Origin of the sequence: Paraconexibacter algicola (assembly GCF_003044185.1) — a bacterium.
Classification (GTDB): Bacteria; Actinomycetota; Thermoleophilia; order Solirubrobacterales; family Solirubrobacteraceae; genus Paraconexibacter; species Paraconexibacter algicola.
The window spans coordinates 961,310-973,216 of record NZ_PYYB01000001.1 but is presented as its reverse complement, the minus strand read 5'-3'; the positions used below and the strand labels follow the sequence as shown (position 1 = coordinate 973,216).

Here is an 11,907-nt window from a genome sequence, read left to right as displayed (position 1 = left end):
CCCGGCACGCCCGCCCTCACGGAGCTCTCACGAACCCGCGCGGGCTCAGCTGCGGCGGGCGCGCTCGACGCGGCGCGCCCGGCGGGCCTTGCGCGCCGCGGGCGGCGTGGCCTTCGTCTCGAGGAACTTCAGCGCCTGCACGTACAGCAGCGTGCCGCGCCGGGTGTGGATCTCGGCGTCGCGCAGCGACTCCAGGAACTCCTGCGGCCCGTCGAAGTCGCGCATCCGGATCCGGACGGTCCCGAGACCCTGCGCGACGTGCGAGTCCGAGCCCGCCGCCGCGACGATGCGGTACTTGGCCGCGAACCGCTCGGCCTCCTCGTTGAAGGAGCCGATCGCGACGCGCGGGTTGAAGATCTCGAGCGCGTCGACGTCGTCGACGATCGTCAGCAGGTGCTCGTAGTCGGGCACGGCGTGCATGCGGTCGAACGGGTGCGGCACGTACACGAGCCCGCCCTGGCGCTTGATCTCCGCGACGGTCTCCTCGAGCGTCAGGCCGCGCGGGATCTTCTCGGTCAGGAAGAGGCCGATCACCTCGCCCTGGTTGGCGGTCTTGACCTCCTCCGCCACGATCACCTTCACGCCGTACTCGGCGCACTTCTCGGCGGCGTCGAGCGCGCCGGAGATCTCGTTGTGGTCGGTGACGGCGATCGCGCCGAGGCCCTGGTCGCGGGCGGTGGCGAGCAGCACCTCCACCGGGGTCGCGCAGTCGTGCGAGTGGTCGGTGTGCATGTGCAGGTCGACGTCGATCAGCGGCCGCGACTGCAGGCGCCGACGGATCTCCGGGTCCCCGGTGGTGTCGTGGCGGCGGGCGACGACCGCCCCGTAGACGCGCTCGAGGTCGTCGGTGACCCGCTCCCAGCCGCTGCGGTCGCGCAGCTCCTGCCCGGCGCCGCGGACGCGGGCGAGCAGCGCGGCGTCGGACACGAGCCGCTGCAGCTGCGCCGCGAGCGTGTCGACGTCGCGCGGCTCGAACAGCAGGCCCGCGCCGTCCTCGGTGAGCTCCTCGTAGGCGGGCAGGCGCGACGCGACCGGCACCGCTCCCGCGGCGAGGCCGCGCAGCAGCAGTCCGGGGGCCGGCGCGCCGCCGTCGCTGGCGCACACGAGCACGTGCGCGGCGGCGAGCTCGGCGTCGGCCTCGGCGCCCCCGACGAAGCGGACGCGCTCGCGCAGCTCGTGCCGCAGCGGGGTGGAGGAGGACGGGCCGCGGGCGCTGACGACGACGGCCTCCCACGGGGCGGCGAGCTCCCCGGTGTCCAGCCGCCGCAGGGCGCGCAGGAACAGCCGCAGGGCCCCGCGCTCCTCCTCGTCGACGAACAGCAGCCGCACCGGGGCGCCCGCGTACGTCGCGCGCGGCGTGGCGCCGGCGGGCGCCGGGTCCGCCCCGGGGTGCACGACCTCGTAGCGGCCGGGGAAGTGGCGGCCCATCAGCTCGGCGGTGGCCTGGAAGCTCGCCAGGCGCGCGTCGAGGCGACCGAAGACCCGCTCGACGAGCTTCTTCGTCACCTGCGTGGCGACGTGCCGCTCGGTCGGCGCGTGGAACGTGCCGACGTTCAGCGCGCGCGAGTGGCGCAGCGCGACGCTCGGCACCGACGGGGCGAACGGCTCGTGCACATGGCAGATGTCCAGCGACACGGAGCCGAGCAGCTCCTCGACGGTGCGGGCCACGTCGACCGGCAGGCCGGGGCTGCGCCGCACCGGGCCGGGCGCGGTGAGGACCTCGCCGACCGCCGCGACGGCGACGGTGCCGTCCTGCGCGAACAGCTCGCCGGCGCGGATCGCCCGGCGGGTGGTCCGCACGGCGGCTGCCGACGTGGACGGCGCGACGACGAGCACGCGGTGCCCGCGCCGCGCGAGCAGGGCGGTGGTCCGGGCGACCGCGCGGCCGACCTCGCCGGCCGCGCCGGGCGTCGTGTCCGGGCCGTCACCGTCCCACGGGTACGGCGTCACGTGGGCGATCGTCAGGCGCGGGACGGACACGCGCCGAACGATACTTCGACCGCGTCCGGGCCTACGGGAGCCACACCCGGACGGTCGTGCCCTCGCCGGGCGCCGAGCGCAGCTCGACCGTCCCGCCGGCCGCCTCGACCTGCTCGCGGCAGGACGCCAGGCCGACGTGTCCGGACTCGAGGGCGCGCTGCGGCCGGGCGGGCGGCATGCCGCAGCCGTCGTCGGTGACGACGAGGGCGACCGCGGGGCCGTCCGGGGTGACCTCGACGGTCGCGCCGGTGGCCGAGGCGTGCTTCGCGACGTTCGTCAGCAGCTCGCGGGCGACGCCGACGACGAGCTCGTGATGGCGGGCGGCGACCCCGTCGGCCACCCGCACCCTCGGGGTCGGGCCGCCGAGGCGCGCGGCCCGCGCCGCGATGTCCCGCAGCGCCGGGGCCAGGCCGCCGTGCTCGAGTGCGGAGGGGTGCAGCGCGTCGGCGCCCTCGCGCAGCGCGGCGACGGCCGCGGTGGTGTGGGCGAGGGCCCGCGCCGGGGCGTCCGGGTCCGGCTCGGCGGTCTCCTGCGCCGCTGCGAGCACGAGCTGCAGCACGTCGTCGTGCAGCGCCCGCGCGACGGCGCCGCGCTCGCGCTCCTGGACGGCGACGGAGTCGCGCAGCAGGGTGCGGCGGGCCGTCTCCAGGCGCGCGGTGCGCTGCTCGAGGCGCTGGCGGCCCAGCGTGCCGACGAAGGCCGCGAGGCCGGTCCAGACGAGGGCCATGGCGGTCACGGCCATCGCGACGCCGGCTCCCGGCTCGCCCTGCGCGACGTCGGGGAGGATCGTGGCCGCCAGGCCGACGACGAGCGCGCCGGCGACCGGTGCCTGCACCGTGCCCGGTCCGAGCAGCAGGAAGCTCATCGGCAGGACGGCCGCGGGGATCAGCACGGGGGACTGCGCCCCACCGCTCAGGGCGGTCGCCGTCGCGACGGCGAGCGTGCAGGCGACCGCGACCGCAGTCTGCGGGAGTCGGTCCCAGTGCGGACCGAACGCGACGGCGAGGACGGTGAGCTGGACCACCGCGACGAGGCCGACGAGCGCGATCGCCGGACCGAGCTCGCCGCCGTCGGCGGCGCCCACGATGGTCGCGGCGCCGAAGGTCGGGACGGCGACGAGCTGGACGATCGCGAGCAGCCGGCCGGCGATCTGCGGGTCGGACATCGGCGCGGCGTCCTCCGGCGGGTCGGCGCCTGCGCGTGGCTCGCGCAGGGCGACGATCGTCGCGCGCAGCAGCCGGGCCGCGTCGTGGAGGGTGGCGGCGCTCCGGGTGCGGGCCGCGGCCTCGTCGCCGCCGGGCTCGGCGAGCTCCTCGAGGTCCTGCTTGGCGGCGAGCAGCAGCTGGAGCGGTCCGGCGCCGAGCTCCGCAGAGATGCGGCGGCGCTCGGTCGCCGCCGTGGCGAGCTCGTCGACGAGGAGCAGTCGGCGCTCGCGGTAGAGGTCGGCGAGCCGCTCGCCGAGGATCGTGCGCCCGGCGGCGATCGCGACGGCGACGGCCGCGGCGAAGCCGAGGCCGCACAGCAGCCCGACCGCCGTGCGCCCGGCGCCCGGCTCGCCGGCGAGCACGTCGGGGAGGACCGGGACGGCGAGCGCGACGAAGACGACCGCGCACGAGGCCAGGACGCGGACCCGGCCGAGGATGAACGCGCCGATGGCGGGGAAGGCGATCGCGACGTGCGCGGCGGGGCTCGCGGCGCCCCCGGAGGTCAGCACGAGCCCGCTGACGAGGCTCAGGCCGAGCAGCGGCACGAGGTGCTCCGACGTCCGCTCCCAGCGGGCGGAGAACGCGACGCGCGCGCTGGCCAGCTGCGCGGCGAGCGCGACCGCGGCAACGACCCAGTAGGCCGCCTGCGGGTCCCCGAGCGCTCCGGCGGCGATCGTGACCGCCAGCCCGACGATGCGGACGACCATGAGGAACCGCAGGCTGATGACGCGGACCGCGATGTCGGGGTCCTCGTCGGGCGCGCGGACGGCGAGGCCTGCGCGGTCCAGGATGTCGATGCGCCGGCGGTCGCTCACCGCCCTGCAGGCTAGTGCGCGCGCGGGAGCGCGGACAGTGACGGCGACCCACCGTCCGCCGGACGCCAGCTCGCGGGCCCCGCGAGCTGCGGTCCGGCGTCGGCGGGATCAGGAGGTCTTGGCGGCGATCAGCTGGCCGCGCACGTGGAAGATGCGCTGCAGGGTCGTCACGAGCGACATCGCCGCGAGCACGTACACGGCGGGAGCGAGCAGCTCGACGTCCCCCGGACCGGTGGCGAACAGCAGGCCGACGGAGAGGATCACGACGCGCACGGCGCGGTTCGCGAAGCCGACCTTGCACTCCACCCCGAGCGCCTCCGCGCGGGCGCGCGTGTAGCTCACCAGCAGCGACCCGGCGACCGCCACGACGCAGCCCACGACAGCGGCGTCGTCGCCCTGCTGGGCGAAGTACCGGGCGACGACCGTGAGGATGATCGCCTCCTCGACGCGGTCGAGCGTCGAGTCCAGGAACGCCCCGAACGGCGACCCCTTGCCCGACATGCGCGCGTAGCGCCCGTCGAGGGTGTCGCAGACCGAGCCGATGATGAACGCGATGCCGCCGGCCACGAAGTGGCCGTTCCACAGGACGGCGGCCGCCACGAAGTGGAGGGCCAGACCGGTGAGCGAGATCGCGTTGGGCGTCAGGCGCGACTCGATGAGCGCGTTGCGCGTCATCTCGCGGCGCTGACCGCGCGGGGTCGGCGTGCTCATGGCGTCGGGGAGGGTAGCGGGCCGGTGCCCGGACCGGCGGTCAGGCGGTCGCCGCGGCCGGGGCCGGCGGCGTGGTGGGCGGGCCGGCCGGCGCGGCCGGGCCCCATCCCCAGCGGTCCGGGCGGATCCGCGAGACCGTCCGGGCGCAGAGCGCGGCGACGACCGCCGCGACCGCGCCGAGGAACGCGTCGGCGAGGAAGTGGTTGCCGGTCACGACGATGACGAACAGCACCATGACCGGGTACGTGGCCCAGAACACCTTCAGCACGCGCCACTTCACGAGCTTCGCGAGCGGGATGCCGATCATCAGCGCGAACGCGATGTGCATCGACGGCACCGCGGCGTACGGGTTGTAGAGCTTGTTGACCAGCGACGGGTCGGTGCTCGAGATCCCGCTGAACTCCGCGACCGCGTCGAAGAAGCCCCACTCGGGGAAGAACCGCGGCGGCGCGGTCGGGTACAGCACGTAGCCCGCGATCGCGCAGAGGAACGCGAAGAAGAACATGTTGCGCACGAAGTAGAAGTGCGCGTTGTGGCGGAGGTACAGGTAGGCGAGGGCGCCGACGGTGACCGAGGTCTGGGCGTTGACGTAGATCGCGCTGGCGGCGTCCACGAGGAAGCCGGTGCCCGACGCCCACGCCTGCATGCTCGGCTCGACGAACAGCCCGAGCGACCGCTCGATGTCGATGAGGTTGCGCGCGTTCTCGAACGCGACCGCGGCCCCCTCGGGGTTGTCGATGGCGCCGCGAAGCATCCTGTACGCGTAGTACATGGCGAAGAAGATCGCGACCTGCACCGCGACGTCGAGGACGCCCCTGGGGAACAGTCGCGTCCGGTAGTCGAGGACGCGGACGAGCATCGGAGACGGACAGACTACCCGTCGGACCCGGGGTGGTGAAACACCTGTTACCCGGTTGTCGCGATCCGGTGACCGTCAGGGGGCGCGCGGGGTGCACCGCGCGTCGCGGCGCAGGATGCGGTCCGGGGCGAAGCTCGCGCGCAGCGTCAGGCGGCCCGGGCGGGTCGGCACGACCCGGGTCCAGCGGCCCTGCGGCCCGACGCAGGCGCCCGGCTGGTCGGCCCGCCAGTACGGCGTGTGGTGCACCGCCAGCACGATCGGGGCGACCGCCCGCACGTCGAGCACCACCTCGTCGCGGTCCAGGCGCACGACCTCGGCGGGACCGCGGGCCAGGGGCGCCGGGTCGCGGACCTCGTAGATGACCCAGTGCGCGTCCGACCACGCGCGCCGCAGGTACGGCAGGCCCTGCGCAACGAGCGCCGCCTCCGCGCGGCCGGACGGGTCCAGCGGCGCGTCGGGCACCGCGACCCAGCGGACGGCGGTGCGTCGCAGCCACGCGCGGTAGCTGCGCGCGTCGATCGTGCCGTCGTAGAAGAGCGGGTTGTAGCGCGTGTCGAGCTGGGTCTCCCAGCCGCGCGCCAGCGGCAGGCGGCGGCCCAGGTGGACGGCCTCCCAGTGCCCGCGCGTGAACGGCACCTCGACGCGCCCGAGCGGTCCGCCCTGCGCGGCGATGAACGCGGCGACCGGGGCGTGGTACGCGGCCGAGGTCGACGGGTCGCCCGCGCCCTTGGCGACCTCCCGGACCGGTGCGAGCCACTGCCAGGCGGCCATCCCCACGGCGAGCGCCACGATCGCCGCCCGCCGCCACCGCGCGGCGTGCGGCGACCACGCGGCGATGATCAGCAGCGGCCCGGCGAACGTCGCGCCGAGCCGCGCGACGTTGCTGCCCATCGGGGTCGCGACGAGGAACGCGGCGAGCCCGGCGAGCAGGTAGAGCAGCGCCCCGACCCGCAGGGTCCGCTCGCGCGCGGGCAGCAGGACCGCGAGCGCGAGCGAGAACCCGGCGATCGCGCAGACCGCCCCGAGCGACATCGGCTGGCGGCCGCCCTCCGGGAACGCGACGACGAGCACCGCGATGGTCGCGCCCGCGGCGGCGACGAGCGCCAGGCCGGCCCGCCGTGCCGGGGCGGTCAGCGCGACGGCGGATCCGGCCAGGGCGAGGAACGCCCCGGCGACCGGGCTCGTCGCCGCGCAGACGACGGCCAGGGCGGCCGCCGTGCGCGGCCGGTCGCGCTGCAGCGCCAGCAGCGCGCCGAGTCCGACGGCGACGCCGAGCCCGAACGTCAGCCGGCCGATCAGCAGGTCGCAGGTGGTGGCGGCGGCGAACCACGCGACGCCCCAGCGCGCACGGTCGCCGACGTGCGCGCGGGCGAGCCGGTCGAACAGCACCGCGGAGGCGACGGCGGCCACCGCGCCGACGACGCGCGGGCCGAACCAGGCGCCCAGCGGCGGGAACGTCAGGCTGTAGCCGGGGAGGTGGTGGCCGCCGTACCAGTTGCCGTTCCAGACCTCGAAGCCGTCGCTGGCCCACAGGCCCGCGCGGAAGACCTGCGCGGCGAGGTCCGGGGTGCGCGGCGCGAGCAGCAGCCAGAGCGTCGCGCCGATCGCGGCGAGCAGCCAGGCCGGGACGCGGACGGGGGTGCGCAGGACCGTCGCCATCGCCGCCCACGGTGGCGCACCGGCGGACGGGCGCGGTGAACGAGCCGTGACCGCGGGCTGGCGTTCAGGGGCAGCGCTCGCCGGTCGCGCCGACGCGGCCGGGCGAGAACGTCGTCACGAGCGTCACCGGTCCGGGCCGCCGCACCCGCACGCGCGTCCACTGCTGGTCCCCCGCGTCCCGCGAGACGCACGCGTCGCCGGTGCGGACCCGCCAGTACGGGGTGAAGCGGACCCGCACGAGCACGTCCCCCGCGGCCGGGGCGTCGAGCTCGACGCGGTCGTGGTCCAGGACGGTGACGCGCGCCCCGGCGCCGGTCGCGAGGGCGGTCGCGGTCGGACCCTCGACGCGCCACACGGTCCAGCGGCCCTCGTCGAGGACCTTGCGCAGGCCGGGGACGTCGCCGTGCTGCAGCAGCCGTCGCTCGGCCTTCGCGGTCTGGTCGAGCCGGCCCTCGGGCAGCGCGACGTAGCGGACCGCGTTCTCGTCCAGCCAGCGCCGGTACTCGGCGGGCTCGAGCTCGCCGTCCTCGTAGAAGAGCCCGTTCCACTTCGTGTCGAGCTGGCGCTGCCAGCCGCGCGCGAGCGGGTGACGCCGCGCGACGAGGTCGGCCTCCACGTGGTTCTGGGTGAACGGCACCTCGACGCGGAACGGGCCCTCGAGGCTGCGCTGACGGTCCAGGAAGCGCAGCACCGGCTCGTAGGCGCGGGCCTGCACGAGCGGGTCGTCGTGCGCGCGGTGCCAGTCGAGCACGGGCGCCTGCCACTGCCACTGCACGAGCGGCAGGGCGAGGACGGCGAGCAGGACCCGGCGGTGCGGCAGCAGCGCGCAGGCGAGCACCGGGCCCGCGAACAGCGTGCCGAGCCGCGTGACGTTCGAGCCCATCGGGCTGACGATCACGAAGCTCGCGAGGATCGCCAGCGCGTACACCCAGGTGACCGCGCGGAGCACCCGCCGCTCGCGCGGCAGCAGCAGCGCGATCGCGACGGTGGTGCCCAGCGTGCGCAGGAACGTGCCGGTCTCCATCGGCTGCCCGCCGCCCTCGGGGAAGAACAGGTTGATCGCCATGACCGGCGCGGCGCCGACGACGGCGACCAGCAGCAGGTCGCGCCGGTCGCGCTGCACGAGCCACCAGGCGCCGAGCACCATCGCCAGGAACAGGGCGGCGACCGGGCTCGCGACCGCGGTGCCGACCGCCGCGGCGGTCGCCCAGGCCGGCCGGCGCCGGACGGCGAGCAGCACGGCGCCGAGCGCGAACGCGATCCCGAGCGCGAACGTCAGCCGACCGGCGAGCAGCGTCGACGCGCTCGCCACCCCGAACCACAGCGAGCCGAGCCAGACGTCGTCGTCGAGCGTCTCCTCGGCGATCCGGGCGAACAGCCACGCGGAGGCGACCGCGCTCAGCCCGCCGACGAGCTGCACGCCGAGCAGCGACGCCAGCGGCGGGAACAGCAGCGAGTAGCCGGGCAGGTGATGGCCGCCGTACCAGGCGGTGTCGAACAGCGACGGGCCCTCGTGCTCGAACAGCCACGTCCGGTAGGTCTGGGCGGGCAGGTCGCCCGCGGCGGGCTGCCAGAGGACGTAGACGAGCGCGAGCAAGCCCGCGACGACCCAGGGGGCGTGGTGGTGCGACAGCGACGCCCGGGCCACGCGGACCGGGCGGGGGACGGCGGCGGTGCTCACCCCGCGTCCGCCAGCAGGAACGCGGTGATCTCGTCGACGAGCTCGGGGCGGTCGACCCACGGCCAGTGCCCGGCCCCGGGCACGGCGGTGAACCCGGCGTTCCCGAGTGCGGCCGCGTAGTCGGGGCCGAACCGCGCCGGGATGTACGGGTCCTCCTGCCCCCACCAGACGTGCGCGGGGCAGTCGAGCGCGCCGAGCCCGGCGCCCGCCGCCGCGAGCTTCTCGGGCGGGCTGGAGCGGTAGAGCGCGAGGATCGCGCGCTGCGTGCCCTGGTCGAGGTGGTCGCAGACGAGGTCCAGGAAGTCGTCGGGCATCGGTCCGGGAGTGGCGCGCGCCTCGCGCGAGAGCTGCTTGAGCAGCGGGCGGACCATCAGGCCGACCGCGATCTCCCCGAGCCCGCGGGTGCGCCACGCGCGCGCGATCCGGTGCCAGCGGTAGCCGGGCAGCAGCGGCACGGCGTTGACGACGGCGAGCCGCGCGACGCGCTCGGGGAAGCGCATGGCGGGCAGCAGCCCGACGCCGCCCCAGTCCTGCACGAGCAGGTTGAAGCGGTCGATCCCCCGCCACTCCAGGAACCGCTCGAGCCAGCGGTCGTAGCCCTCCATCGTGTAGTCGCCGTCCCCGCGCTTGCCGCTGCGGCCGAAGCCGGGCAGGTCGGGCGCGACCCCGCCGGTGCGGGCGAGGAACGGCAGCCACAGGTCCGCGTTGGTCGGGACCCCGTGGACGTACACGGTCGGCAGCTCCCCGGCCGGGGGCTCGGCCTCCCGCCAGGCGACGGGCCGGCCGTCGAGCTCGCCGGTGCGGAGCACCACGTCCTTCACGCCCATGGGCGCCACAATAGTCGTGTCACACTGCCGCGCATGGCCACGCTCTGCCTCGGTGAGGCGCTCGTCGATCTGGTCTGCGAGTCCCCGGTGGACGATCTCTCGCAGGCGACCTCCTTCGTCCCGCACTTCGGCGGGGCGATGGCGAACGTCGCGGTGACCGCCGCCCGGGCGGGCGCGGCGGTGCAGCTCGCGGGCGGGGCGGGGGACGACGCGTGGGGCGCGTGGCTGCGCGGCCGGCTGGAGGCGGAGGGCGTCGGCCTGGAGGGCTTCCGGCTCGTCACCGGAGCGGCGACGGCCGTCGCGTTCGTCACCGTCGACGCCGACGCGCAGCCGTCGTTCCTGATCCACGGGGACACGATCGGCGTGGGTGTCGAGGCGGCGGGGCCGCACCTGCCGGAGCTCGTCGAGCAGGCCGACGCGCTCGTCATCACCTCCAACACGCTCGTCGGCGAGACCGAGCGGGCCCTGACGATGGCCGCGCGCGAGCGCGCGCTCGCCCTCGGGGTGCCGGTGATCGTCGATCCGAACTTCCGCCTGCACCGCTGGCCGTCGACCGCGCAGGCGGTCGAGGCGACCCGTGCCTGCCTGGACGGCGCGTTCCTCGTGAAGCTCAACGAGGAGGAGGGACGCCTCCTCACCGGCGAGATCCACGCCGCGGGCGTCGCGGGGAGCCTCGTGTCCTCGCGCGTGCAGCACGCGGTCGTCACCCGCGGCGCCGAAGGCGCGGTGCTGCGCGGGCCGGGCATGCGCTTCGAGGTTCCCGGCGTGCCGGCGGCCACCGTCGACACGACCGGCGCCGGCGACGTCCTGCTCGGCACGCTCGTCGCGGAGCTCGCGAAGACCCGCTTCTACCCGGCGTCGCTGGCCGCCGGCCTGCCGATCGCGGTCGCGGCCGCCGCGCGCGCGACCGAGCGGTGGGGCGCCGTCGGGTGAGTCCCGCGCGTGCCGGCGCCGCGGCCCGGCCGGTCGCGGTCGCGCCCGTCCCGCGCGCACAGTGGGCGCCGCCGAGCCGCGCCCGCGTCGCGGGCCTGCGCCGGCGGCTCGCCGCGCTCTACGGGGTGCCCGTCCAGCCGCCGCACGGCGACCCGCTCGCCGAGCTCGTCCTGACGGTCCTGTCGCAGTCGACCAACGACCGCAACCGCGACGTCGCCTACCTGCGGCTGCGGGAGTGGTTCCCGACGTGGGAGGCGGTCCGCGACGCGCCGATCGCCGACGTGGAGGAGGCGATCCGGCCCGGCGGGCTGCACGTCCAGAAGTCCCGGCGGATCGTCGCGATGCTGCAGGCGCTGCCCGCGGACCTGTCGCTGGACTGGATGCGCGACGCGCCGCTGCCGGCGTGCCGCGAGGCGCTCTGCGCGCTCCCCGGGGTGGGCCGCAAGACCGCCGCGTGCGTGCTGCTGTTCTCGTTCGGCCGCGACGACGTGCCGGTCGACACGCACGTCTCGCGCGTGGGGGAGCGGCTCGGGCTGCTGCGGCCCGGATCCGGCCTGGATCCCGAGCGCCACGACGCAATGAACGCGCTGACGCCGCGCGGCCGCGCCCTGGAGCTGCACGTGCAGCTGCTGCGCCACGGCCGCCGCACGTGTCACGCGCAGCGGCCCGCCTGTCGCGGCTGCGCGCTGCGGCGGTCCTGCCCGGGCGTGGGGGTGGCCCGATGAGGATCGACGTGCAGACCTCCCTGGAGATGCGCTCGCCGGCGGACCTGCGCCCGGCCGCGCCCCCACGCATCCCGGCCGACCTGACGCCCGTCCCGCCCGAGAAGGACGACGTGAACCGGCGCCTCTACCGCGGTGTCGGCGCCGCGCACGCGTGGACCGACCGGCTGTCGTGGACGCCGGAGCGGTGGGCGGCGTGGACGGCGTCGGTGACCACGCACCGCGCGCTCGCCGCGGTGCACGGCGTGCCGTGCGAGGCGGGCTTCTTCGAGCTGGCCGTCCAGCCGCGCGGGACCGTGGAGATCGTCATCTTCGGCCTGCTGCCCGACTACCACGGGCTCGGCCTCGGCGGCTGGCTGCTGACCCGCGCGATCGAGGAGGCGTGGGCGCTGCACCCGGACGGGACGCGTCGCGTGTGGGTCCACACCCGCCGCCTCGACGGCCCGGCGGCGCTGCCGAACTACCGGGCGCGCGGGCTGCGCCCGTTCGACGCGCTGGTGTCCGCGCTGCCCTGA

Annotated in this window: 10 protein-coding genes; 3 read left to right on the top strand and 7 right to left on the bottom strand. The window is 76.3% G+C overall.

Annotated elements, in window-relative coordinates; genetic code table 11:
* Window positions 1–45 precede the first annotated feature (45 nt).
* From C7Y72_RS04550 to C7Y72_RS04520, 7 genes are all read right to left on the bottom strand, one after another.
* Window positions 46–1,980, bottom strand: coding sequence for a PHP domain-containing protein (locus tag C7Y72_RS04550; RefSeq protein WP_233243718.1), 1,935 nt, complete (start codon window positions 1,978–1,980; stop codon window positions 46–48).
* 31 nt (window positions 1,981–2,011) lie between these two features.
* The gene (locus tag C7Y72_RS04545) at window positions 2,012–4,000 is read right to left on the bottom strand and encodes a sensor histidine kinase (RefSeq protein WP_107567404.1); all 1,989 of its coding nucleotides are present in this window, start codon (window positions 3,998–4,000) and stop codon (window positions 2,012–2,014) included.
* 108 nt (window positions 4,001–4,108) lie between these two features.
* Entirely contained in the window at window positions 4,109–4,711 is a 603-nt protein-coding gene (locus C7Y72_RS04540) for a CDP-alcohol phosphatidyltransferase family protein (RefSeq protein WP_107567403.1), read from the bottom strand.
* A gap of 40 nt (window positions 4,712–4,751) precedes the next feature.
* Window positions 4,752–5,570 carry a phosphatase PAP2 family protein gene (locus tag C7Y72_RS04535; protein WP_107567402.1) on the bottom strand — a complete coding sequence of 273 codons (819 nt, stop codon included), beginning with the start codon at window positions 5,568–5,570 and terminating at the stop codon, window positions 4,752–4,754.
* A 75-nt stretch (window positions 5,571–5,645) separates the two neighbouring features.
* Window positions 5,646–7,229 (bottom strand): hypothetical protein, encoded by a 1,584-nt coding sequence (locus C7Y72_RS04530; RefSeq protein ID WP_107567401.1) that lies wholly within the window; start codon window positions 7,227–7,229, stop codon window positions 5,646–5,648.
* Between the two features lie 64 nt (window positions 7,230–7,293).
* On the bottom strand, window positions 7,294–8,910 hold the full coding sequence (locus C7Y72_RS04525; protein WP_107567400.1) for a hypothetical protein: 1,617 nt from the start codon (window positions 8,908–8,910) through the stop codon (window positions 7,294–7,296).
* Window positions 8,907–9,737: an alpha/beta fold hydrolase gene (locus C7Y72_RS04520; RefSeq protein WP_107567399.1), complete on the bottom strand. Its 831-nt coding sequence runs from the start codon at window positions 9,735–9,737 to the stop codon at window positions 8,907–8,909. The genes C7Y72_RS04525 and C7Y72_RS04520 overlap by 4 nt, the downstream gene beginning before the upstream one ends.
* A gap of 33 nt (window positions 9,738–9,770) precedes the next feature.
* Between C7Y72_RS04520 and C7Y72_RS04515 the strand changes: the two genes are divergently transcribed.
* From C7Y72_RS04515 to C7Y72_RS04505, 3 genes are read left to right on the top strand one after another with little or no spacing between them, the layout of a single operon-like run.
* A complete protein-coding gene (locus tag C7Y72_RS04515) occupies window positions 9,771–10,670 on the top strand; it encodes a carbohydrate kinase family protein (RefSeq protein WP_107567398.1) in 900 nt (299 codons plus the stop codon).
* The gene (locus C7Y72_RS04510; protein ID WP_107569602.1) at window positions 10,667–11,395 is read left to right on the top strand and encodes an endonuclease III domain-containing protein; all 729 of its coding nucleotides are present in this window, start codon (window positions 10,667–10,669) and stop codon (window positions 11,393–11,395) included. The genes C7Y72_RS04515 and C7Y72_RS04510 overlap by 4 nt, the downstream gene beginning before the upstream one ends.
* Window positions 11,392–11,907 carry a GNAT family N-acetyltransferase gene (locus C7Y72_RS04505; protein WP_146175257.1) on the top strand — a complete coding sequence of 172 codons (516 nt, stop codon included), beginning with the start codon at window positions 11,392–11,394 and terminating at the stop codon, window positions 11,905–11,907. Before C7Y72_RS04510 ends, C7Y72_RS04505 begins: the two co-directional genes overlap by 4 nt.

Excerpts from the sequence above, each read along its gene's own strand:
- C7Y72_RS04530 (WP_107567401.1), bottom strand. The coding sequence starts at position 7,229 with ATGGCGACGGTCCTGCGCACCCCCGTCCGCGTCCCGGCCTGGCTGCTC.
- C7Y72_RS04515 (WP_107567398.1), top strand. The coding sequence starts at position 9,771 with ATGGCCACGCTCTGCCTCGGTGAGGCGCTCGTCGATCTGGTCTGCGAG.
- C7Y72_RS04535 (WP_107567402.1), bottom strand. The coding sequence starts at position 5,570 with ATGCTCGTCCGCGTCCTCGACTACCGGACGCGACTGTTCCCCAGGGGC.
- C7Y72_RS04505 (WP_146175257.1), top strand. The coding sequence starts at position 11,392 with ATGAGGATCGACGTGCAGACCTCCCTGGAGATGCGCTCGCCGGCGGAC.
- C7Y72_RS04540 (WP_107567403.1), bottom strand. The coding sequence starts at position 4,711 with ATGAGCACGCCGACCCCGCGCGGTCAGCGCCGCGAGATGACGCGCAAC.
- C7Y72_RS04520 (WP_107567399.1), bottom strand. The coding sequence starts at position 9,737 with ATGGGCGTGAAGGACGTGGTGCTCCGCACCGGCGAGCTCGACGGCCGG.